Source organism: Streptomyces sp. H27-H1 (assembly GCF_026627445.1).
Lineage (GTDB): Bacteria > Actinomycetota > Actinomycetes > Streptomycetales > Streptomycetaceae > Streptomyces.
The window spans coordinates 87,975-110,737 of sequence record NZ_JAPNLJ010000003.1 but is presented as its reverse complement, the minus strand read 5'-3'; the positions used below and the strand labels follow the sequence as shown (position 1 = coordinate 110,737).

General features: G+C 70.8%; 17 protein-coding genes and 1 pseudogene. 13 read left to right on the top strand and 5 right to left on the bottom strand.

Features of this window, described 5'->3' with window-relative positions; all coding sequences use genetic code 11:
- The first annotated feature begins 172 nt into the window (after positions 1–172).
- Together OTB20_RS03970 and OTB20_RS03965 are read left to right on the top strand one after the other, a co-directional pair.
- Positions 173–490 (top strand): hypothetical protein, encoded by a 318-nt coding sequence (locus OTB20_RS03970; RefSeq protein ID WP_267815193.1) that lies wholly within the window; start codon positions 173–175, stop codon positions 488–490.
- Between the two features lie 94 nt (positions 491–584).
- A complete protein-coding gene (locus tag OTB20_RS03965; RefSeq protein ID WP_267815192.1) occupies positions 585–965 on the top strand; it encodes a hypothetical protein in 381 nt (126 codons plus the stop codon).
- Positions 966–1,121: 156 nt separating this feature from the next.
- Here the strand turns inward: OTB20_RS03965 and fusA are convergent, their stop codons facing one another.
- Positions 1,122–3,212, bottom strand: coding sequence for an elongation factor G (gene fusA / locus OTB20_RS03960; protein ID WP_267815191.1), 2,091 nt, complete (start codon positions 3,210–3,212; stop codon positions 1,122–1,124).
- A 628-nt stretch (positions 3,213–3,840) separates the two neighbouring features.
- Here fusA and OTB20_RS03955 point away from each other — a divergent pair.
- The 4 genes from OTB20_RS03955 to OTB20_RS42710 all read left to right on the top strand — a co-directional run bounded on the left by OTB20_RS03955 (position 3,841) and on the right by OTB20_RS42710 (position 8,567).
- Positions 3,841–5,835 carry a hypothetical protein gene (locus tag OTB20_RS03955; protein WP_267815190.1) on the top strand — a complete coding sequence of 665 codons (1,995 nt, stop codon included), beginning with the start codon at positions 3,841–3,843 and terminating at the stop codon, positions 5,833–5,835.
- 4 nt (positions 5,836–5,839) lie between these two features.
- Entirely contained in the window at positions 5,840–7,318 is a 1,479-nt protein-coding gene (locus OTB20_RS03950; RefSeq protein ID WP_267815189.1) for an ABC transporter substrate-binding protein, read from the top strand.
- 84 nt (positions 7,319–7,402) lie between these two features.
- On the top strand, positions 7,403–8,140 hold the full coding sequence (locus OTB20_RS03945; RefSeq protein WP_267815188.1) for a class I SAM-dependent DNA methyltransferase: 738 nt from the start codon (positions 7,403–7,405) through the stop codon (positions 8,138–8,140).
- A gap of 85 nt (positions 8,141–8,225) precedes the next feature.
- Entirely contained in the window at positions 8,226–8,567 is a 342-nt protein-coding gene (locus tag OTB20_RS42710) for a nucleotidyltransferase domain-containing protein (RefSeq protein ID WP_420716323.1), read from the top strand.
- Here OTB20_RS42710 and OTB20_RS03935 read toward each other — a convergent pair.
- Entirely contained in the window at positions 8,492–9,136 is a 645-nt protein-coding gene (locus OTB20_RS03935) for a dihydrofolate reductase family protein (protein ID WP_267815187.1), read from the bottom strand. The two genes, OTB20_RS42710 and OTB20_RS03935, sit on opposite strands and share 76 nt — an antisense overlap.
- A gap of 156 nt (positions 9,137–9,292) precedes the next feature.
- On the opposite strand from OTB20_RS03935, the pseudogene OTB20_RS03930 reads away from it, so the two are divergent.
- Positions 9,293–9,541: pseudogene (locus tag OTB20_RS03930) on the top strand (hypothetical protein); the annotation flags it as partial.
- A gap of 134 nt (positions 9,542–9,675) precedes the next feature.
- Positions 9,676–13,866: a bifunctional nitrate reductase/sulfite reductase flavoprotein subunit alpha gene (locus OTB20_RS03925; protein WP_267815186.1), complete on the top strand. Its 4,191-nt coding sequence runs from the start codon at positions 9,676–9,678 to the stop codon at positions 13,864–13,866.
- A 31-nt stretch (positions 13,867–13,897) separates the two neighbouring features.
- Here the strand turns inward: OTB20_RS03925 and OTB20_RS03920 are convergent, their stop codons facing one another.
- Positions 13,898–14,131: a hypothetical protein gene (locus OTB20_RS03920; RefSeq protein WP_267815185.1), complete on the bottom strand. Its 234-nt coding sequence runs from the start codon at positions 14,129–14,131 to the stop codon at positions 13,898–13,900.
- Between the two features lie 377 nt (positions 14,132–14,508).
- On the opposite strand from OTB20_RS03920, the gene OTB20_RS03910 reads away from it, so the two are divergent.
- The 4 genes from OTB20_RS03910 (at position 14,509) to mmsB (ending at position 20,210) form a co-directional block, all read left to right on the top strand.
- Positions 14,509–15,777: a YhgE/Pip domain-containing protein gene (locus tag OTB20_RS03910; protein WP_267815184.1), complete on the top strand. Its 1,269-nt coding sequence runs from the start codon at positions 14,509–14,511 to the stop codon at positions 15,775–15,777.
- Positions 15,778–16,196: 419 nt separating this feature from the next.
- On the top strand, positions 16,197–17,294 hold the full coding sequence (chvE, locus tag OTB20_RS03905) for a multiple monosaccharide ABC transporter substrate-binding protein (RefSeq protein ID WP_267815183.1): 1,098 nt from the start codon (positions 16,197–16,199) through the stop codon (positions 17,292–17,294).
- 111 nt (positions 17,295–17,405) lie between these two features.
- On the top strand, positions 17,406–18,953 hold the full coding sequence (gene mmsA / locus OTB20_RS03900) for a multiple monosaccharide ABC transporter ATP-binding protein (RefSeq protein ID WP_267815182.1): 1,548 nt from the start codon (positions 17,406–17,408) through the stop codon (positions 18,951–18,953).
- A 3-nt stretch (positions 18,954–18,956) separates the two neighbouring features.
- Positions 18,957–20,210, top strand: coding sequence for a multiple monosaccharide ABC transporter permease (mmsB, locus tag OTB20_RS03895; protein WP_267815181.1), 1,254 nt, complete (start codon positions 18,957–18,959; stop codon positions 20,208–20,210).
- A gap of 56 nt (positions 20,211–20,266) precedes the next feature.
- On the opposite strand, the gene OTB20_RS42705 is transcribed toward mmsB, so the two are convergent.
- Complete coding sequence (locus tag OTB20_RS42705) at positions 20,267–20,485, bottom strand: substrate-binding domain-containing protein (protein ID WP_420716322.1); 219 nt, start codon at positions 20,483–20,485, stop codon at positions 20,267–20,269.
- Positions 20,486–20,535: 50 nt separating this feature from the next.
- Complete coding sequence (locus OTB20_RS03885; protein ID WP_267815180.1) at positions 20,536–21,345, bottom strand: NAD-dependent epimerase/dehydratase family protein; 810 nt, start codon at positions 21,343–21,345, stop codon at positions 20,536–20,538.
- Positions 21,346–21,483: 138 nt separating this feature from the next.
- On the opposite strand from OTB20_RS03885, the gene OTB20_RS03880 reads away from it, so the two are divergent.
- Positions 21,484–22,650 (top strand): hypothetical protein, encoded by a 1,167-nt coding sequence (locus OTB20_RS03880; RefSeq protein ID WP_267815179.1) that lies wholly within the window; start codon positions 21,484–21,486, stop codon positions 22,648–22,650.
- Positions 22,651–22,763: the final 113 nt, after the last annotated feature.

Genomic DNA, 22,763 nt, shown 5'->3' with positions numbered 1-22,763 from the left:
GTTGAGCGTTCCGCACGGCCTTGCCGGGGCGAGCGAAGTCGCCGACGATGCTCTGAGGCCCCCGCCGGCCGGGCTCCACCGGATTCGGTCGGGACATCGCAGGACAGGGGAAACTGTGGAGAAGCACCGTGTTGTGGAGGCGTTTGCGGTACCGGCGGCGACATCGGCGCTCTTGCCGCTCCTCGTCATTGCCGGGCTGCTGCTGGGCCCTGCGGCGACCGCGGCGGCCGCGCCGGTCGTCCGCCAGGCACCGGCGGTAACGGCTGTGCTCACGCCAGGCGGTCTGCCCGCCGGGAGTAGCGGCTCGGCGGCCGCCGTCCGTACGTCGGCGTCGTCCCCAATTCAGGTCGTCGCCGGGGGCAAGAAGGCCAAGAAGAGCAAGAAGCGCGGCGGGTTCTTCAAGAACCTCGTGATCATCGCGGTCATCGTCATCGTCCTGATCGTGGTTGTCTACGGGGTGCGCCGAGCCCTGGGCCGCAGGTCCGCGTAGCCACGACCGCTGGAAAGCCCCGCACGGTCATCCAATCCCGCCGATTGCGGAAGGTACGCCCATCGCGTCCCGGAGCGGGGCTACGCTCGACCAGGTGGAACGCGCAGAGGTACTCAAGCGAGTGATCGGAATCCTCACCGAGGCCCAGGACATCCGCCGGGCCGTCGAGACGGGTGAGGAAGACGATGAGGACACCGACGGCGGACCGACGGCAGCGCCCGGAGTGGCAACGACGCTCCTGAACGAGATGCTGCCGTCGATCAGCGTGCCCGCCGACGCCTCGCCCCGGCAGGTGGCCATGCTGGTCGCCGAGGCCCTCGGGCCGGCGCTGCACACGATGGTCTCCGGATTCAGCCTGGCCTTCACCAGCCTCGCCATCGCGCACGACAACGGCCGGACGGACATCTCCGCGGTCGAGGTCCTGCAGGAACTCGCCCTCGAGATCGAGTCGGGGACCTACGACGAGGGTCCGTAGGCCGGCGGGAGGCCGGAGCGCGCACCGTCGGCCCGGCCCGGGGCCCGGTCTCGCGCACGGCGCGGTGAGCCCTGCTCTGCCCCGGTGGGTCGGGGCAGAGCAGGGGCTGGACGGCTCCGGGCCGGGTCACGGCCCCGGCCGCCGCCCCCCTTGCGGCTACCGCGCGGACAGGACCGCGTCGGCCACCGCCCGCGGTACGGGCGCGGACGCGGCCGGGCGGGTCGTGAAGGTGCCCCGGCCCCGGGTCCGGCCGCGGAGCCCGGACGCGTAGCCGAAGAGTTCGGCCAGCGGGACGGCCGCCGTGACCACGGCGGTACCGGCCTGCGAGGTGGAGCCCGACACCCTTCCCCGGCGGGCCGCGAGATCGCCGAGCACCCCGCCGACGTCGTCCTGCGGGACGGTGACCGTGACTTCCACGACGGGCTCCAGGAGTTCCATCACGCTTGCTCGCAGCGCCTCGCGCAGCGCGAACCGCCCCGCCGCCCGGAACGCCATCTCCGAGGAGTCCTTCGAGTGGGTCGCACCATCGGTGAGCGTGACCCGCAGTCCGGTCACCGGGTAGCCGCCCAGGGGGCCTTCGGCGAGCGCGTCCCGGCAACCGGCCTCCACGGCGCGCACGTACTCCAGGGGCACACGGCCTCCGACGACCGTCGACCGGAACTCCATCCCCGCCTCCTCCCGCGCTTCGACGTCCACGACGACGTGGGCGAACTGACCCGCGCCGCCGTCCTGTTTGACGTGCCGGTACACCAGACCCGTCACGCCTCGCACCACGGTCTCCCGGTAGGAGACCTGCGGCCGGCCGACGGTGACGTCCAGCCCGTGGACGCGGCGGATCTTCTCCACCGCGACCTCCAGATGGAGCTCGCCCAGCCCCGACAGAACGGTCTGGCCGGTCTCCGGATCGGACCGCACCACGAGGGAGGGGTCCTCGAGGACGAGCCGCGACAGTGCCGACGACAGCCGGCCGACGTCGGCGCTGCGCCGGGCCTCCACCGCGACCGTCACCACCGGTACGGCCACCAGGGGCGGTTCGAGGACCACGGGCGCCGTCGGTGCGCACAGGGTCGCCCCGGCACGTACGTCCTTCAGCCCCACCACGGCGACGATGTCACCGGCCGTCACCTCCTCCATCTCCTCGTGGCGGTCGGCCTGCACGCGTAGGATCCGGCCGATCCGCTCCCTGCGGCCCGTACCGGCGTCCAGCACCGTCTCCCCCTTGCGCGTCGTACCCGCGTACACGCGCAGGTAGGTGAGCCGTCCGGTCGCCGTCGCCGTCACCTTGAACGCCAGGGCGGTGAAGGGTTGTGCCGGGTCGGCGGTGCGCTCCTGCTCCGCGCCGTCGAGCATGCCGCGTACGGGCGGCACGTCCGCGGGCGAGGGCAGGTACGCGAGGACCGCGTCGAGCAGTGGTTCGACACCCCGGTTGCGGTACGCCGAACCGCAGAGCACCACGACACCGTCTCCGCTCAGGGTCAGGTCGCGCAGTGCGCCGGCCAGGGTGCGCTCGGTCAGGGCCGCCGACGCGCAGAACTCTTCCAGCGCGGCCGGGTGGAGTTCGGCCACCGCCTCCTCCAGCGCCCGGCGCCGGCGGGCGGCCTCCTCCCGCAGCCCCTCGGGGACCGGTCCGGTCTCCCAGGTGTCGCAGCCGGTGCGCCAGAGCAGCGCGCGCATCCGCAGGAGGTCGACCACGCCGGTGAAGCCGTCCTCCCGGCCGATGGGCAGCTGCACCACCAGGGGGACGGTGCCCAGCCGCTCCCGGATCGAGGCGACCGCGGTGTCCAGGTCCGCGCCCGCCCGGTCCAGCTTGTTGACGAACGCGATCCGCGGCACCCCGTGGCGGTCAGCCTGCCGCCACACCGACTCGCTCTGCGGCTCCACGCCCGCGACGGCGTCGAACACCGCGATCGCCCCGTCGAGCACCCGGAGCGAGCGCTCCACCTCGTCGGAGAAGTCGACGTGGCCGGGGGTGTCGATCAGGTTGAGGCGGTGGCCGTCCCAGGCGCAGCTCACGGCCGCCGCGGAGATGGTGATGCCCCGGTCCCGTTCCTGGGGGTCGAAGTCGGTGACGGTGGTGCCGTCATGGACTTCGCCGCGCTTGTGCACCGCGCCGGTGGTGAACAGGATCCGCTCGGTGACCGTCGTCTTGCCCGCGTCGACGTGCGCGAGGATGCCCAGATTGCGGGTGGTGGTGAGGGAAGCGGTGGCAGGGGAAGCGGTGGTGAAGGGTCGCTGGTCGGTGCGCATGGCCCGGGGCCTTTCGATGGTGAGGAGGAGGGCAGCGCGATTCCCTGACGCGGAGGGCTTCGGTCTTCGGTCCTGACGGCCGGCGTGTGACGGCCCCGGAGCGGAGCCGTCCGGATGCGGCCGCGCCGTACTCCGGCGGACGCCCGCCGGCGCCGGTCCCCTGTCTGTCAGGGCCGGGCGGGTGGCGTGCGCAGGCGGTACGACGGGCGGAGCTCGGAGGTCAGGCGTGCGTCACGGGCATACGGTGGCGGCCGCGCAGCCGGCACCGCGCGCCCTGGGACACCGGGATCACGTCGTAGCGCGCGTGGGGAACGAAGGCGGCGGTGCGGTGACGGCACATGGCCCGGTTCCCCTTTCCTCAACTCGACGACGAGCGCGCCGTGATGTGCTGCGGCGCGTGAGGCGAGTGTAGTGAGCCGGTCCTGCCGGGGCACCGGATTATCGGCGGGGCAGCCGCGGGGCCGTCCCCGCGGGTTGCCGGTAGGGCTGGTTCACCGCGGCGAGGGGCGCCCCGGTGACCCGGCCGTCCACCCGAAAACGAATCAAGGAGCCGAAACCCCTGTCCCGCTCCGGTTCCGGATGGCAGGCTCTACTCCTCGAAGCGTCGTCCTGGGGGGGATCACACGTGATGGAGTCGGGTACGGGCATGGGCCTGCGGGGCCGCAGCGGCATCGTGTCGCTGGTCGACTCGTGCCTGAAGGAGGAGCCGGCGGCCGAAAGGCCCCTGACCATGCTCCTCGGCCCGGCCGGCAGCGGAGCCAGCGAGGCGCACAGCGCGCTCATGGAACGCTTCGGGCCCGACTACCCCTTCGCCTTCGTCAACTTCGGCGGGGCCCAGTCCCTGCTGCCGCGTTACGCCCTCGGACTCCTGGCCCGCCAGCTCGAACGCAAGCTGCCCCGCTACGGCCGCTCCCGTTTCCCGCTGCTCAGCCTCGGCCTGCTCGCCTCGGACCAGGAGCTGCGCATGCGCAGCCTCATGGAGGGGCGGCGCGCGGTGCAACAGCAACTCGACCGGTTCCAGGAGGAGAACGAGGCCCGGTACGGCGACTACCTGGCCGCCTTCTTCGAAGTGGGCATGGGCGCGGTCGGCATGCCCGAAGGCGCCTCCACCGCCGCGCTCACCCTCTTCCAGGACGCGCTGCGGCGCAGCCGCCGCACCGTGCCCGGCCTGCTCGGCGGCAGGCTGGGCAACCGGCTCACGGCCGGGGCGCACTGGTACGGACGCCACCCCATGATCCGCAGCGCGGACCCGATGGAAGCCCTGGTGGAGCTCAACCTCTGGCGCCACGAGGGCGACGAGCAGGAGCGGCTCGACCTCGTCCTCTTCTCGGCCTTCCTCGAGGACCTCAGGCGCAACACCACCCGCAACTTCATGCCCCGCTCCTATCTGCTGCTCCTGGACAACTGCCATACGGACTACGGCCGTCACTTCCTCGACCTGCTGCTGCGCTCCCGGCACGACGAGACGGTCGTGGCCGGCCACGCCAGTGATCCGCTGACCGTCGTCGCCAGTTCGAACCGCTGGCTGCCCCGCTGGGGCTCCGCCACCGGGGATTCCTGGCCCTGGCAGCTGCGCGGTCCCGACCGGGCCTCCCTGGCCGACTGGAACGCCCACCGGCCCACGCGCGACAGCGAGGACACCTGGTGGTACCCGTTACGCCTGCGCGACCTCAACCTGGACGAGGTCCGCATCCGGATAGAGCTCCAGCTGGGCGGGAACAGCGACCTGGCGCCCCTGACCCGCCTCACCCCCTTCGTGCACCGGCTCACCGGCGGGCTGCCCCGCGCCGTCCACCAGGTGCTCGACGTACTGCGCCAGGCCGGTCCGCTCCCGGGCTCGGGCCCCCAGCAGGACCATTGGCTGAGGACCCTGCCCGACCGGCCGCTGCGCACCGGGGAGGACTCCGCCACCCTCGCCGACACCGCCCTCGGCCATCTCCTGCGCGACTTCGACGGCGCCCAGCGCGCGGCCCTCGCCGAATGCGCCGCCGCCCGGGACTTCTCCGTCGCCACCCGGCTGCTCAGCCCCGACGATTTCTTGTTCGGCGACATCCGCGACCGCTGGCTGCTGAACGGTCCCGTCGCCGTCGTCCCCATACTCCACCCCTGGCTGCGTCGGCTCCTCCTGTGGCGGCTGGCCGCACACCCCGAAGGGTGGGACGCCGCGCACGAGCTCCTCGCTGAGTACTACCGCGGCGAGGGCAAGCCGGTGCAGGAGATGTACCACCAGCTCGCCCTCGGCCGGACGGAGGAGGTCACCGCTCACCTGACCCGGCGCTTCACCGCCGTACCGCCAGGGCAGTGGATCTCCGAGTTCGACTCGATCACCGCCGCTCCCAACCGCCTCCCCGCCGACAGCGGACCGCTGGAGCTCCTCGCCGGGCTCGTCCCGCGCCGGCCCGGGCGAGTGATGGACACCGAGTCCGTGATCCACACGCTGGTGACCACCCGCTGGGTGTGGAGCGACCCGCTCGCCGACCCCGCCATGCGGCTGGGCGACATCATCGCCGACGGCTACACCCATCTGTCCCAACTGCGGAGGAACGACATCGTGGCCCTGTTCAACGAGGCGGAGCGGTACCGTCACTGGCGCGATCCCCAGACCGCCGGCTGGGAGAGCTGAGCACATGCCCAGAATCGAATGGCCGCTGCACGTCGTACGCCGCGTCGCGCTCGCCGTCGCGGCGGCCGTCGCCCTGGTCGCGGCGCTCTGGCTGGGTGTGGGCTGGCTCCAGGACCGCCAGGCCAGGTGCGCCGACGGGGTCGTCGAGCAGGGCCCTGACGACGAGTGCGTCGGAGTGAGCGACGGCTCCTACGTCTTCGCACCGCACCTCGACGCCGTCAGCAGGAAGATCGAGGTGGAGAACCGCCGGGTCCTCGCCAACGCGGACAAGGAACCGTACGTCAGCGTCGCCTACTTCACCTCCTTCACCACCACCGCCGGCGACAGCAACTCCGCCGAGGGCGTCCGGCACGAACTGCAGGGCGCCTACCTCGCCCAGTACCGGCACAACCAGGGCGACCTCTCCGCCTCCCCCAAGATCCGCCTGCTGATAGCCAATCCGGGCAGCGAGTCCACGCAGTGGAAGCACACCGTCGACGAACTCATCGCCCGCAAGGACTCCCCGGACCGGCTCGTCGCGGTCGCCGGCCTCGGTCCCAGCAACAACGAGAACCTCGCGGCCATAAAGCGCCTGTCCGAACACGGCATAGCCATGGTCGGCGCCACGCTGACCGCCACCAACATTCAGGACATCAACGGCTTCGTGCGGATCGCCCCCACCAACGAGGACGAGGCGTACGCGGGCGCCGCCTACCTCAAGCGGCGCGGCGTCGCCACCGCCGTCGTCATCCAGGACGTGGCGCAGGGGGACCTCTACTCCGCCACCCTCGGCACCGCCTTCACCAAGGCCTTCCAGGACGGCGACAAGCACAAACTCGTCGCCGAGCGCATGACCTACGACTCCTCCGTCGGCAGCGCCTGGCAGAACGAACTGCACTACATGTCGGGCCAGTTGTGTCAGCAACATCCTCAACTCGTGTACTTCGCGGGCCGCGGCCTGCACCTCACGCACTTCCTCGACGCGCTCGCCAACCGCAGCTGCACCGACCAGCGGTTCACCGTGTTCACCGGGGACGACACGACCAACCTGAGCCCCGAGGAGCTCGCCCGCGCTGCCGGAACGGGCATCGAGGTGCTCTACACCGGCCTCGCCCACCCCGACATGTACCGCTCGGCGCCGCAGGCGGTGTCCGCGCCCTCCGCGAGGAACTTCCAGCCGGGCGGGCTGCTGGACCAGTGGTTCCCGCACGACCCCCGTGAGGACGGCGGGGCCCTGATGGGCCACGACGCGGTGCTCGCCGCGGCCCACGGGATCCAGATGGCCGCCCACTGGCAGGGCCAGGTCGTCGGCGACGCGGTGGCCCGGATGTTCCACCAGATGGACGGCACCCAGCAGGTGGCCGGGGCCAGCGGGTTCATCTCCTTCCAGAACAACGGCAATCCGCGCAACAAGGCCGTCCCGATCCTGCGCCTCAACGCAAAGGGCCAGGTGGAGTTCGTCGAGGTGTCCGCGGCGGAGGGCAAACCGCCACAGGAGCAGTGACGAGGCCGGCCTCTGTCGCGCTCCGCGCCTGCGGAAGGCAAATGCCTCGACAGCAGCCCTCGGCACTCGGCAGAGTGGTCGCCCGTGACGACCAGTGAGCTGTGGACCCGCGCGACCGCCGACCGCTACGACGCCGAGGAGGCGGGGAACTCCTCGGCCGCCGCGCTCGGACCGACTCTCGACTTCCTCTCCGAGCTCGCCGGTGACGGCCGGGCGCTGGAGTTCGCCATCGGGACCGGACGCGTGGGTGTCCCGCTCCGGGAGCGCGGTGTTCCGGTGGCGGGCATCGAGCTGTCGGAGCACATGGCGGCGGTGCTCCGGCGCAAGACCGACGAGAGCACCCTGCCGGTGACCCTCGGGGACATGGCCACCACCACCGTCCCCGGCGGGTTCACCCTGGTCTATCTCGTCTACAACACCATCTCGAACCTGCTCACGCAGGACGAGCAGGTAGAGTGCTTCCGCAATGCCGCACGCCACCTGGTGCCCGGCGGCCGGTTCGTCATCGAACTGGGCGTACCTCCGCTGCGGTTCCTGCCGCCCGGCCAGGTGGCGGTGCCGTTCGACGTCTCGGACCAGCACCTCGGCTTCGACACCTTCGACCTGGTCGAGCAGATCCTCGTCTCGCACCACTTCACCCGCGACGGCGACGACGGCTACCGCCGCGACAACTCCCGGCACCGCTACGCCTGGCCGGCCGAGCTCGATCTGATGGCACGGATCGCCGGGCTCGAGCTGGAGCGCCGGGTCGCGGACTGGGACGGGGCGCCGTTCACCCAGGACTCCACGAAGCACGTCTCCGTGTGGCGCAAGCCGGCCTGAGGCCGGACTCCCGGACTCCCTCTACGAGCGGGCACGAGGACGGCGGCCTCGGCTACAACACCGCCGTGCGCGTGGAACCGACGGCATGCTCATCGCCCGGGCCCGCAAGAACCACCTGGTCTTCGCGCCCGACGGAAGTGCAACCCAGGCTTCGCCGGAGCCAGGGCGGCCGTACAGCTGTCCGGCAGCCTGCTTCGTCACCGGTACGATCCGGCGCAGTGCCGTTCCCTATCTCTCCGCGGAACAACGGGTCCATTTCCACCAGGGCTACGAGCCAGCCGACCGGGACCGCCACGACATGGCCCGGCTACGGGATCGCCGCACACTTCTGATCCGCTCCGCTCGCCGCTCTCAGCCGCCGTGCCCGACGCCACGATCGGGTGCGCTCATGTCGCCCGTCCCGGGCGTGCCGTCGGCGAGCCCGTAGCGCAGGTACACGGTGCCCTTCGGTCCGGCTGCCGGCGGTTCGAGGAGGGTGACGTTGGTGGGCACCTCGCCGCCGTCGAAGACCTTCTTCCCGACGCCGAGCACGATCGGGTGCAGCCAGAGGTCGAGACGGTCGAAGAGCTTCTCGCGCAGGAGGGCCTGCACCAGGTTCAGGCTCCCGACGACCTTGATGTGCTCGTGCCGGTCCCGGATCTCGCGCACCGCCCCGGCCAGATCCGGGCCGAGCTGCGAGGAGCCCGCCCACGAGAGGTCGGGCCTGCCGCGGGAGGCCACGTACTTCGGGACGCTGTTGAAGAGCGTGGCGATCCCGCCGTCCTCACCGCCCTTCTGGTGCGGCCAGTAGGCGGCGAAGATGTCATACGTCCGCCGGCCGAGCAGGAGTGCGTCCGTACCCTCGTACGCGGCGTCCACCTGCGCCCCGGACACCTCGTCCAGCAGGGGCGCCTGCCAGCCGCCGAACGGGAACCCCACCGGGTCCTCGTCGGGGCCGCCGGGCGCCTGCCCGACGAGGTCGAGGGTGGCGAACAGTTCGATGTGGATGAGGCCCATGGCGTACTCCCGATGAATTGGCTGCCCCGGTCCAAAGGTAGACCTGTGGGCGCCGGCAAACTCATCGCCGGGGCGGCATCCGGCTCATGGGCCGCCGGTCCTGGCTGAGGTCACAGCCAGGTCGTCGCGAGCCAGACGCTCACTGCCGCGGTCAGGAGGAGCGTGACGGCGCGGGTCGGGGCCGGGTGCCAGCTGACCGGGGACGACGTGTTCTGCACCAACGAGGCCCTCGTACGGGAAGGCAAGACCGGGTCCCTGTCCCGGTCCGACCGCACGGCCAAGTACAACCAGCTCATCCGGATCGAGGAGGAGCTGGGCGACTCGGCGGTGTACGGATACGCCGCCGGCGCACAAGGATCCGGGCACCTCACCTTCGGGGGGGGCCTCGGCGCAGGGGGCTTGTAACCCCTGGGCCGACCCTCCCGTCACCTGTACGCAACACGGACTTTCTAGGTTGGGGGCAGCGGCACACGGACCTGCACGCCGCCACGGCGCCCGAAGCTCCGGGCCGCCCGGACGGTGTTCGCGAGGGGGCTCCTGTGACCGAGACGCAAGACACGGGCGGGCGGCGGGTGCGGTCGGTCTGCTCCTACTGCGGGGTCGGCTGCGGGGTCGTGCTGGACATCGCCCGGCCCCCCGGCGGCCGCCGTACGGTGGCCAAGGTGTCCGGCGACAAGGAGCACCCGGCGAACGCCGGGCGGCTGTGCACCAAGGGCGCCACCCACGCCGACATGCTGGCCGCGCCCGGCAGGCTGGAGACCGCGCTGATCCGTGCGGAACGGGGCTTCGAGGCCGCTCCCGTAGACGTGGACGCGGCCGTCGTCGAGGCGGCCCGCCGCCTCCGGGAGATCCTCGACGCGCACGGCCCCGACGCGCTGGCCCTCTACGTCTCCGGACAGATGTCCCTGGAGGCCCAGTACCTGGCCAACAAACTGGCCAAAGGCTTCCTGCGCACGAACCAGATCGAGTCCAACTCCCGGCTTTGCATGGCGAGCGCCGGCAGCGGATACAAGCTCTCGCTCGGCGCCGACGGCCCTCCCGGCTCGTACGAGGACTTCGAGCGCGCGGACACCTTCTTCGTCATCGGCGCCAACATGGCCGACTGCCACCCCATCCTCTTCCTGCGGATGATGGACCGGGTCAAGGCGGCGGGCGCCAAGCTCATCGTGGTCGACCCCCGCCGCAATGCCACCGCCGACAAGGCCGACCTCTTCCTCCAGATCCGGCCCGGCACCGATCTCGCCCTCCTCAACGGCCTGCTGCACCTGCTGGTCGAGGGCGGCTGGACCGACCCCGGGTTCATCGCCGAGCACACCGTGGGCTGGGAGGACATGCCCGCCTTCCTCGCGGACTACCCGCCCGCGAAGGTCGCCGAGATCACCGGCATACCGGAGGCGGACATCCGTCTCGCCGCACGCTGGATCGGTGAGGCGGGCGAGTGGATGAGCTGCTGGACCATGGGCCTCAACCAGTCCACCCACGGCACCTGGAACACCAACGCCCTGGTCAACCTGCACCTGGCCACCGGCGCGATCTGCCGCCCCGGGAGCGGCCCCTTCTCCCTCACCGGCCAGCCCAACGCGATGGGCGGCCGGGAGATGGGCTACATGGGTCCGGGCCTGCCCGGTCAGCGCTCGGTCCTGGTCGAGCGGGACCGGCGGTTCACCGAGGAGCTCTGGGGAGTCCCCGAAGGGACCCTGCGCACCGATGTCGGGCGCGGCACCGTGGAGATGTTCGAGAAGATCGCGGCCGGTGAGATCAAGGCGTGCTGGATCATCTGCACCAACCCGGTCGCCTCCGTCGCCAACCGCAGCACGGTGATCAAGGCGCTGGAGACGGCCGAACTGGTCATCACCCAGGACGTGTTCGAGGAGACCGAGACCAACGCCTACGCCGACATCACCCTGCCCGCCACCCTCTGGGCCGAGGCGGACGGGGTGATGATCAACTCGGAGCGCAGCCTCGCCCTGGTCCCCGGAGCCGCCGACCCGCCCGGTCAGGCCCTGCCCGACTGGCAGTTGATCGCCCGGGTCGCCTGCGCGATGGGATTCGCCGACGCGTTCACGTACACGTGCGCCGAGGAGGTCTTCGAGGAGCTGCGCCAGGCCTGGAACCCGCAGACCGGCTGGGACCTGCGCGGAGTCACCTACGAGCGGCTGCGCACCGGCCCGGTGCAGTGGCCGGCCGCCCCGGCCGGGCCGGGCCGCAACCCCATCCGCTACCTCAACGACGGCGTCAGCCAGACCCTGGCCGAGCGCCCGGACGGCAGCCGCCCCCGCCTGGTGTTCCCGACGGCCACGGGGCGAGCCGTCTTCTTCGCCCGCCCGCACCTTCCGGCCGCCGAACTCCCCGATGACGACTACCCGTTCCTCCTGAACACCGGGCGCCTGCAGCACCAGTGGCACACCCTGACCAAGACGGGCAAGGTCGCCAAGCTCAACAAGCTGAACCCCGGCCCGTTCGTGGAGATCCATCCCCAGGACGCGGCCGCCCTCGGCATCGCGGAGGGCGACGGCGTGGAGGTGGCCTCACGGCGCGGCCGGGCCGTACTGCCGGCCGTGCTCACCGACCGGGTCCGGCCCGGGAACTGTTTCGCCCCGTTCCACTGGAACGACCTGTTCGGCGAATACCTCAGCGTCAACGCCGTCACCAACGACGCCGTCGACCCGGTCTCCTTCCAGCCCGAGTTCAAGGTCTGCGCGGTCACACTGACCAGGACGCGCGCCCCGCTGGCCGCCGCCCGCCCCGACGCCGGACGCGCCGCGCTCCACAACCCCAGCGCAACGGCCACCGCTCCGCATGCCCGGCCGGGTCGCTCCTCTGCCACGCCGGTCGAGTCCGTGACCTCGTCGGTGGACGGCCCCGTCCCCGCCCTGGCCGCTCTGTTCGGCCTCGGCGACCTCACCCCGCCCGTCCTCGCGGACCACGAGCGCCGGTACCTCGCAGGCTTCCTCGGCGGACTCGCCTGCGCTCCGCCCGGCACCGGTGTCCCGACGCTCCCTCCGGACGCCCCGTTCGAGGCGGACCACGCCCTCTGGATCGACGGCATGCTCGCCGGTACGTACTCCCGCACGGCAGCAGCACCGACCGCAGCGGCCCCGAAGCCCTCGGCGCCGGATGCCAGGACCCGCCGGATCGTGGTCCTGTGGGCCTCCCAGACCGGGAACGCCGAGGAGCTCGCCCGCACCATCGGGGAGCAGTTCGCCGAAACGGGCCACTCGGCGAGCGTGCACAGCATGGCCGACCTCACCCCCTCGTCCCTGACGCCCGGCACGGACCTGCTGGTGATCACCAGCACCTTCGGCGACGGCGACGCCCCGGACAACGGCTCCAGCTTCTGGGAGTCGCTCCGCGATACCGCCGCGACCCCCTTCGAGGACGTCCGGTACGCGGTTCTCGCGCTCGGCGACTCGACGTACGACTCCTTCTGCAACCACGGCCGCCGGCTCGACCAGCGCCTCGACGCACTCGGAGCCGTACGCCTCCTTCCGCGGCTGGACTGCGAGCCCGACTACGAGGAACCCGCTGCCCGGTGGGTGGAACAGGTGCGCGACGCCCTGACCGCCGCCCCGCAACCGGAGGCCGCCGAGACGCCCGCACCCGTTCTCACGCCGAGCAAGGGGGCCCCGTACACCGCCCACCTGTCCGGCAACCGGCTGCTCAGCCTGCCCGGCGCCACCAAGGAGGTCCGCCGGTTCACCTTCGACCTGGGCACGGACGGCCCCACGTACGAACCGGGCGACGCGCTCGGCGTCCGGCCCGTCAACTGCCCCGACCTGGTGGCGCAATGGCTGGCCACCACCGGGCTCTCCCCGGACGCGGAAGTCCTCGTCTCCGGCCTCGCACCCATGCCGTTCGCCGAGGCCCTGCACCGGCACCTGGACATCACCCGCATCACCTCCGACCTGCTGCGCTTCGCCACCGAACGCACCGGCGACCGCATGCTCAAGCAGCTGACGCGCCCCGACAACAAGGACGGCCTCGCCCGGTGGGCCTGGGGGCGCCAACCCGTAGACCTCCTCGCCGAGTTCCCGGTCCGGCTCAGCGCCCAGGAGTGGGCCGACCGGCTGAAGAGGCTCCAGCCCCGCCTGTACTCGATCGCCTCCAGCCCCCTCGTCGACCCTCGCGCGGTCAGCCTGACCGTGTCCGTCCTGCGCTACGAGGGCCCGCGCGGCCACCTGCGCAAGGGCGTGGCCTCCACCTTCCTCGCGGACGCCGAACCGGGCACCCCCGTGCCGCTGTACGTCCACCGTTCGGCGCACTTCCGCCCGCCCGCCGGCGCGGACACCCCGGCCGTCATGGTCGGTCCGGGTACCGGCGTGGCCCCGTTCCTGGGCTTCCTGGAACACCGCCGGGCGCTGGGCCACCGGGGCCGCAACTGGCTGTTCTTCGGCGAACAGCGCCAGGCCACCGACTTCTACTACCGGGCCGAACTGGAGGAACTCCACCGTCACGGCACGCTCGACCGCCTCGACCTGGCCTTCTCCCGCGACCAGCGCACCAAGGTCTACGTACAGGACCGCATGCGCGAGCACGGCGCCCAGCTGTGGTCCTGGCTCCAGGACGGTGCCCACTTCTACGTGTGCGGGGACGCGAGCCGGATGGCCAAGGACGTGGACCGGGCACTGCGCGACATAGCGATGGCGCACGGCGGCCTCGACGAGGACGCGGCCGCCGCCTACCTGAAGCAGCTCTCCGCCGACAAGCGCTACGGCCGCGACGTGTATTGACGCACCCGCCTCCCGCGTGGATCCGCTCGGCTCAGGCCTGGGGCGAGCCTTCGGGGACCGGGTGCACCTCGACCGGGTCGCTGCCGGGCTTCCCGCCCGGCCCGGGGCACGCCGACGCCCGCGACGCGATCTCCAGAGCCCCCTCCTCGCCCTTGACGTCGACCACCCAGTACCCGACCAGGATGTGCCCCGCCCGCGCCGGCCCGCCCGTCGCCTGCGGCCGCCCGTCACTCCCGGCCCGTACCGTCTGACCAGCGAGGACCACCGGTCCAAGCGGGCCACTACGAAGACACGTTCCGCGAACTGGACGGAACCTGGCTGCTCGCCAACCGGACCACGTTCCTGTCCTTCGCGGGCCTCACGGAGCACCTCGCCGGCCCCACCCCGTCATGACGTCGAAGCGGCGAGGCGCCGAGCACAGCCTGATCGCTTGAGTCCCGGGTCCTACCCGGCCAGGACAGGCTCCGGGAGGGGCCCGTCGCGGTATCCGTACTGCAACGGGGGGAGGAAGGCGAGGCGTGCCACGGCTCGCGTGGGTGCGGGCCCCATCCTGGGCTTTCGTACGGTCAGCACGCCATCACCCCGTTCGGCCGTTCTCACCCGCTGTGCGGTCCTCGGACCGACCGAAGCCCACGGAGAACCATGGCCGAGCCCGCCGCCCCTCAGGTCACCGCCGCGACGCTACTGCGCCACCCCCGGTTGTGGCTGGTGCCCGCGATCCTCACCGGACTGCTCTCCCTGCTGCTGTCCCTCCTGTACATGGGCGGCATCGTCAACCCCAACCAGGACCTGCACGACCTGCCCATCGCCCTCGTCAACGAGGACATCGGCAAGCCGCCGGCCGGGCAGAGCGAGAACCTCGGCGCACAGGTCACGGCCTCCATCGCGGCGGACACCGGGGGCGGCAAGGCCGATTGGCGCACACTCAGCCTTGCCCGGGCCCAGGAACAGCTCGATTCCGGCAGGATCTACGGCGCGCTGGTCGTCCCGGCCGGCTTCACGGACGACGTCACCGCCCTCACCACCTCCGGGGCCACCCGAAAGCCGACGATCACCGTGCTCACCAACCCCGGCAAGGGCAGCCTCGGCTCCTCCCTCGCCACTCAGATCACGACCAAGGCTGCGCACGCGGCGTCGCAGACCGTCGGCAGACAGCTCACGGCAGCGGCCGGCGCGCAGGCGAGCCCCACCGTGGAGCTGCTGCTCGCCGACCCGGTGAACGTGATCACCCAGGTCGGCCACCCGATCGGCACCCGCAGCGGCCTCGGCCTGACGGCTTTCTACTACACCCTGCTGCTCGTGCTGGCAGGGTTCATGGGCGGCAACGTCATCAGCAACGGCGTCGACACCGCCCTCGGCTACGCGGACAACGAGATCGGCCCCTGGCACACCCGCCGCCCCACCGTGCCGGTCGACCGCACCCAGACGCTGCTGCTGAAGATGGTGATGACCGCGGGCATCACGCTCCTCAGCGCCTCGCTGGTCCTCCTCTCCTGCGTCACCCTCCTCGGCATGGACGCGTCCCACCTGCCCCTGCTGTGGATCTACTCCTATTGCGCGGCCCTCGCCGTCGGTCTGGGCGTGCAGGCCATCAACGCCGCGTTCGGCGGGATCGGCCAGCTGGTGTCGATGTTCGTGTTCATCGTCCTGGGCCTGCCCTCGTCGGGTGCCACCGTGCCGCTGCAGGCAGTACCCGCCTTCTACCGCTTCCTGTCCCACTTCGAGCCCATGCGGCAGCTCAGCGACGGGGTGCGCGCGATCCTCTACTTCGACGCGCGAGGAGATGCGGGGCTCACCCGGTCCTGGGTCATGATCGCGATCGGCACCGCCCTCGCCCTGCTCTTCGGCTTCGCCATGACCGCGTACTACGACCGCAAGGGGCATAAGCGCCTCACCCCGCAGCCCGCCTGACCCCCACGGGCCGGAGAAGTTCACTTCCGGCGGTGTTCACGGGCACGGGTGCCGGTGGCCGGCACCGAGCCGAGAGGGCGGGGAGAGCGCAGAGCCACTTCGCAGCTGATTGTTGACGCTGCAATTTCTGCCGTCAAGCCTCCCCCGAACACCTCTCCGCTCGCCCCGCGCTATACCCAACGGTGATCTCCGAGCCCTTGACGAGATTTCTGTGAGCGTTAACACTCATGTAACGCCAGCCCAGAGCGGCACCCATCCGGGCCTCCCGCGGGGTCCACCCACCCCGCTGCCCGCTGGGCCGTACCGACCCCGGGCGAACCCGGCCCCCTCCCACCCCGGGCCGGCGCTCGACCCCCGCTCGACCCGATCCGAGGCCCCCGCCGAGGTCGCGCCGATCGCGGCATACCACTGGAGGAATAGTGCGGAAGGTTTTGACGGGCCTCGCTGCTGCGGGCCTCACATTGGCTCTGACAGCCTGCGGCCAGAGCACCAACGGCGCGGGAGACGGCACGGGCGGTGGTGACACCAAGGGCGGTCTCGTCGGTATCGCGATGCCCACCAAGTCGTCGGAGCGCTGGATCAACGACGGCGACAACATGGTCAAGCAGTTCCAGGCCAAGGGCTACAAGACCGACCTGCAGTACGGCGACAACGTCGTCGAGAACCAGGTCTCGCAGATCGAGAACATGATCACGAAGGGCGCCAAGCTGCTGGTGGTGGCCGCGATCGACGGTTCCTCGCTCACCAACGTCCTCCACAAGGCCGCCGAAGCGAAGATCCCCGTGATCTCGTACGACCGCCTGATCCGCGGCACCGCGGACGTCGACTACTACGCGACCTTCGACAACTTCAAGGTCGGCGTCCTGCAAGGCACCTACATCGCCGACACCCTGGGCCTCGCCGGCGGCAAGGGCCCGTTCAACGTAGAGCTGTTCGCCGGCTCGCCGGACGACAACAACGCCACCTTCTTCTTCCAGGGCGCCATGAGCGTGCTCCAGCCGTACATCGACCAGAAGAAGCTGGTCGTCCAGAGCGGTCAGACCGGCTTCAACCAGGTCGCCACACTGCGCTGGGACGGCGGTGTCGCCCAGTCCCGGATGGACAACCTGCTGAGCAAGTCGTACACCTCGGCCCGGGTCGACGCGGTGCTCTCCCCGTACGACGGCATCTCCATCGGCATCCTGTCCTCCCTCAAGGGCGTCGGCTACGGGAGCTCGGGCAAGGCGCTGCCGATCGTCACCGGCCAGGACGCCGAGCTGGCATCGGTGAAGTCCATCATCGCGGGCGAGCAGACGCAGACCGTGTACAAGGACACCCGCGAACTGGCCAAGATCGCGGTGCAGATGGGCGACGCCCTGCTCACCGGCGGCAAGCCCGAGGTCAACGACACCAAGCAGTACGAGAACGGGGCCAAGGTCGTCCCGGCGTACCTGCTGCAGCCGGTCAGCGTCGACAAGAAGAACTACGAGAAGATCCTGGTCGACGGCGGGCAGTACACCGCCGGCCAGCTCAAGTAGCCACCGGGCCCGAACGCAGAGAGCCCACACCAGAGCCGGGTGCGTACGGGCGGGGCAGTCGACCCGACAGGCCCCCGCCCGTACCGCCCCCTGTCGAACGGATGCACCACCATGGCCGGACCCGTCCTTGAGATGCGTTCGATCAGCAAGTCCTTCCCCGGCGTCAAAGCGCTCTCCGACGTCACCCTGAGTGTCGCCCCCGGCGAGGTCCACGCCGTCTGCGGTGAGAACGGCGCCGGGAAGTCCACCCTGATGAAGGTGCTCAGCGGGGTCCACCCGCACGGCTCCTACGAGGGCGAGATCCTCTTCCAGGGCGAGCTCTGCGCCTTCAAGGACATCCGGGCCAGCGAACAGCGCGGCATCGTGATCATCCACCAGGAGCTCGCCCTGGTGCCGTACCTCTCCATCGCGGAGAACATCTTCCTCGGCAACGAGCACGCCAACCGGGGGATCATCAGCTGGAGCAAGACGCTCACCCACGCCACGTCACTGTTGCGGCGGGTCGGGCTGGACGAGAGCCCGCACACCCGGGTCGCCGACATCGGCGTGGGCAAGCAGCAGCTGATCGAGATCGCCAAGGCGCTCGCCAAGGAGGTCAAGCTGCTGATCCTGGACGAGCCCACGGCCGCCCTGAACGGCGAGGACAGCCGCAAACTGCTCGACCTCATCCTGGAGCTCAAGGCCCAGGGGATCTCCTGCATCCTCATCTCGCACAAGCTGGGCGAGATCGCCCAGGTCGCCGACTCCGTCACGATCCTGCGCGACGGCCGGACCGTCGAGACCATCGCGGTCGAAGCCGAGGGCATCTCCGAGGACCGGATCATCCGGGGCATGGTCGGCCGCGATCTGGAGCACCGCTACCCCGAGCGCACCCCGGAGGTGGGCGAGGTCGCCTTCGCCGTCGAGGACTGGACCGTCCACCATCCGATCGACCATCAGCGCAAGGTCGTCGACGGCGTGTCGCTCGAAGTGCGGCGCGGCGAGATCGTCGGGATCGCCGGCCTGATGGGCGCGGGCCGCACCGAACTCGCGATGAGCGTCTTCGGCCGCTCGTACGGGCGCTGCACGGGAGGCCGGGTGCTGCTGGACGGCAAGGAGGTCCGCACCCGCACCGTCCCCGAGGCGATCGGCCACGGCATCGCGTACGTCACCGAGGACCGCAAGCACCTCGGGCTGAACCTGATGGACGACATCAGCCGCAACATCTCGCTGAGCGCGCTCGGCAAGGTCGCGCGGCGCGGCTGGGTGAATGCGCACGAGGAGACCCGGGTCGCGGAGTCCTTCCGCAAGACCATGAACATCAAGGCGCCCTCGGTGTTCGCGGAGACCGGGAAGCTCAGCGGCGGCAACCAGCAGAAGGTCGTCCTCAGCAAGTGGATCTTCTCCGAGCCCGAGGTGCTGATCCTCGACGAGCCCACCCGGGGCATCGACATCGGCGCCAAGGCCGAGATCTACACGGTGATCGCCGAACTCGCCGCCCAGGGCAAGGCGGTTCTGATCATCTCCTCCGAACTCCCCGAACTGCTCGGCATGTGCGACCGCATCTACACGATGACCGAGGGCCGGCTCACCGGTGAGGTGGACCGCGCGGACGCGACCCAGGAATCACTCATGCGCCTCATGACCGTGAGCGCTGCGACCGAGAACGAGCAGGTGTAGGGCATGGCCCAGACAGAGACCACGGACACCACCGGGACCACGGACCTCAAGACGGCCCGGCCCGCCGAGCCCGGAGGCGGTCGCGGCATCGGCCCCCTGCTGGCGCGGGCGCTGCGCGGCAACATACGCCAGTACGGCATGCTGCTCGCGCTGGCGCTGATCATCGTGGTGTTCCAGATCTGGACCGACGGCATCCTGCTCCAGCCGCTCAACGTCACCAACCTGATCCAGCAGAACAGCTACATCCTGATCCTGGCCATCGGCATGATGATCGTGATCATCGCCGGTCACATCGACCTCTCGGTCGGTTCACTGGCCGCCTTCGTCGGCGCCGCCGCGGCCGTCATGATGGTCAAGCACGACGTGCCGTGGCCGCTCGCGCTGGCCGCCGCCCTGCTGATCGGCGCGGTCGCGGGCGCCTGGCAGGGGTTCTGGATCGCGTACGTCGGCATCCCGTCCTTCATCGTCACGCTGGCCGGCATGCTGCTGTTCCGCGGCGGGACGCAGATCGTGCTGCAGGGCCAGTCGGTGGCGCCCTTCCCCAAGGGCTTCCAGGAGATCAGCAGCGGATTCCTGCCGGAGGCCGGCCCGCATACGAACTACCACAACCTCACCCTCCTGCTGGGGATCCTCGTGCTCGTGGTGGCGGTCCTCCAGGAGCTCAGGGGCCGCCGGCAGGCCGCCCGCTACGGTCTCGACCTGCTCCCCCTGGGCTTCTTCCTCGCCAAGCTGGTCGCCATCGCCGCCGCGGTCGTGGTGTTCACCCTGCTGCTGGCGAGCTACCACGGCTTCCCGATCGTGCTGCTGATCCTCGGCGTGCTGCTGGTCGCCTTCGGCTACCTGATGCGCAACTCCATCCTGGGCCGCCACACCTATGCGATCGGCGGCAACGAGGCCGCGGCGAAGCTGTCGGGCGTCAAGAGCAAGCGCGTCGTCTTCCTCGCCTTCGTCAACATGGGTGTGCTGGCCGCGCTGGCCGGCATGGTCTTCGCGGCCCGACTCAACGCGGGCACGCCGCAGGCCGGCATCAACTTCGAACTGGAGGCGATCGCCGCCGCGTTCATCGGCGGCGCCTCGGCCTCCGGCGGCGTCGGCACCGTGCTCGGCGCCATCATCGGCGGCCTGGTGCTCGGCGTCCTCAACAACGGCATGTCGTTGGTCGGCATCGGCACCGACTACCAGCAGGTCATCAAGGGCTTGGTACTGCTGGCCGCGGTCGGTTTCGACGTCTACAACAAGCGCAAGGCCGGTTCCTGATCGCAACGGAAAACGGGTCCGGCCGCACCCCTCGGGGGTGCGGCCGGATCCGGCTGTCACTGCTGGTGGAAGCCGGCGCGGTCCTCGAGGGCGGTCGTGCCGTCGTTCTTCTCGACTCGGACCCCAGCACCTGGCCGCGGGCATGACTTGCGCCGGTCAGCTCCCCGCACCAGCAGCTCGAGGGCGCGGCGTCCCGGCTCGCCTACGTCCCGCCGCACGGCAGTCAGCGGCGGGGCGAAGTACGCGGCTTCGGGAATGTCGTCGAACCCGGCCACGCCGAAGGTCTGGGAGCGGCGGGTGACGAGCGCACGGGGGCTGTGGAGGGTCAGTGCGGCCAGACGGGCGGGTTCGTGACGAAGTGACCCCCCAGGTATCGGTGGTCCGGGTTCTCCGGGTCGAGGTCGCCCTGCTCGGCTATGAGCCCCTCGGCGTAGCGCTCCGAATCGTCCTGGGGCGCGTAGCCCAACGCCCGGGCCGTGGAGAGGTCCCACCACAGCCGCGTGTTCGCGGACGAGCCGTACACCACCGTGTGCTGGACGTGCTCGGCGGCGAGCGCCGCGTGCAGGAGCCGGGCCCCGTCGGCGGGACTCAGCCACATCGACAGCATCCGCACACTGGTGGGCTCGGCGAAGCAGGAGCCGATGCGCACGGAGACCGTCTCCAGGCCGTACTTGTCCCAGTACAGCTGCGCCAGGTCCTCGCCGAAGGACTTGGAGAGGCCGTAGAACGTGTCCGGGCGGTGCGGGGTGCGGACCTGGATCAGCTCGTCACCGGCCCGGGGGCGGGGGGTGAAGCCCACAGCGTGGTTGGACGAGGCGAACACGACGCGTTGAACCCCTTCCTCCCGGGCGGCCTCGTACAGGTTGTAGGTCCCTTCGATGTTCGCGGTGAGGATCTTCTCGAAGGGGGCTTCCAAGGAGATGCCCGCGAGGTGGATGATCGCGTCTACACCCCGCACGGCCTCGCGCAGCGCATCCCTGTCCGCGAGGTCGGCGATGACGGCGTCGGGCGCACCCTCGACCGGCACCAAGTCCATCAGGCGCAGTGCGTAGCCGTACGCGGGCAGCAGGCCCCGCATCAGGGTTCCGAGGCCTCCCGCCGCGCCGGTGAGCAGGACGGTGCGGGGTGCGGGCATGCGGCGTCTCCTCGGTACAAGTGCGCACAGGCTGCCGAAGGGATCCCGGCGCCCTGCGGAGATTCACGTACATGAACGTCAGTCACATCCAGGCACGGTAGAGATCGCTCCCGGACTTCGTCAAGTAGGAGAGAGAACGTGAAGAGTTCTGCCTTCGTGTACCCCTGGGACATCAACGGCGACCCGGGCGCCGCGGCGGCCATCGCGGCGCTCGGCGTATCGCAGGTGACCCTCGCCTCGGCCTACCACTCCACGCGCGCCCTGACTCCCCGCCACCCGCGCCACCGCGTCGTCACGGCCGCGCACGCGGCGGCGCTCTACCCTCTCGGCTCCCGGTGGAACGGCCGCGCCCTGCGGCCCTACCCCGCCGGGGACTGGGCGCCGGGCGACGCGTTCGCGGAGGCCGCCGGGGCCTTCCTGGAAGCCGGGGTGGCCGTCCATTCCTGGGTCGTCCTGGCCCACAACTCCCGCATGGGCACGGAGCACCCGGAAACCTCCGTGGTCAACGCCTACGGGGATCGCTACCCCTGGGCGCCCTGCATCGCGCAGCCGGCCACCCGCGCCTACCTGGTCGACCTGGCCGCCGAGGCCGGGGCTCGGCCCGGGGCGCGGGGCGTCGAGCTGGAGTCGCTCGGATGGTACGGGTTGACCCATCTGCACGCTCACGACAAGACAGCCGGCGTGGAACTCGGGGAAGCGGGCCATTACCTGATGTCACTCTGCTTCTGCCCCTCCTGCCGCGCAGGGTACGGACACCAGGGACTGGACGCAGGCGAGTTGCTCAGGGCGGTGCGCTCCGCGCTTGGCCCCCTGTGGCGGGGCGCCGAGCCCTCCGGCGGCTGGCGCGCCGTGAGGGACCTCCTCGGCGACGAGATGGCGGCGGCCACGCTCGCGTGGAGGGAAGCCTGCGCACGCACGCTCCAGGCGGAGGCCGTTGCCGCGATCCGCACGGCCGCCCCGGACGGCTTCCAGGTACTGGTGCACGCGGACCCGGTGTCCTACCGCTGCGGCGCGAATGCCGGCGTCGACCCGGAGCACATCATGTCCGTCGCGGACGGTGTCGTCGTGCCGTGTACGGGGGGTACGGGTCTGCTTGCCCCGTTCGCCGAACACCGCCGTGAGCGGGGAGTTCTCGCAGCGAACTTCACGGTCGTCCGCGGTATGGGCGGCTCCCCGCGGACCCTCGCCGAGGATGCGAAGCGAGCAGCCGGCCGCGGTGCGACCGAAGTGCGGCTCTACCACGTGGGGCTGGCCTCGGACGGGGATCTGGAGGCGGTGCGCCAGGCCCTGGAGGAGTTGTCCTGAGCCATGGCGAGAGGGGCCAACTCGTGACGACAACAAGAAAGTTCTTCGTTCCGAAGCGTTGACGAAACCTGGCCGCGCTCCTAGCTTCATCACATCGCGCTTCGTATCTCATA

Excerpts from the sequence above, each read along its gene's own strand:
- fusA (WP_267815191.1), bottom strand. The coding sequence starts at position 3,212 with ATGCGCACCGACCAGCGACCCTTCACCACCGCTTCCCCTGCCACCGCT.
- OTB20_RS03955 (WP_267815190.1), top strand. The coding sequence starts at position 3,841 with ATGGAGTCGGGTACGGGCATGGGCCTGCGGGGCCGCAGCGGCATCGTG.
- OTB20_RS03950 (WP_267815189.1), top strand. The coding sequence starts at position 5,840 with ATGCCCAGAATCGAATGGCCGCTGCACGTCGTACGCCGCGTCGCGCTC.
- OTB20_RS42710 (WP_420716323.1), top strand. The coding sequence starts at position 8,226 with ATGCTCATCGCCCGGGCCCGCAAGAACCACCTGGTCTTCGCGCCCGAC.
- OTB20_RS03935 (WP_267815187.1), bottom strand. The coding sequence starts at position 9,136 with ATGGGCCTCATCCACATCGAACTGTTCGCCACCCTCGACCTCGTCGGG.
- OTB20_RS03910 (WP_267815184.1), top strand. The coding sequence starts at position 14,509 with ATGGCCGAGCCCGCCGCCCCTCAGGTCACCGCCGCGACGCTACTGCGC.
- mmsA (WP_267815182.1), top strand. The coding sequence starts at position 17,406 with ATGGCCGGACCCGTCCTTGAGATGCGTTCGATCAGCAAGTCCTTCCCC.
- mmsB (WP_267815181.1), top strand. The coding sequence starts at position 18,957 with ATGGCCCAGACAGAGACCACGGACACCACCGGGACCACGGACCTCAAG.
- OTB20_RS03885 (WP_267815180.1), bottom strand. The coding sequence starts at position 21,345 with ATGCCCGCACCCCGCACCGTCCTGCTCACCGGCGCGGCGGGAGGCCTC.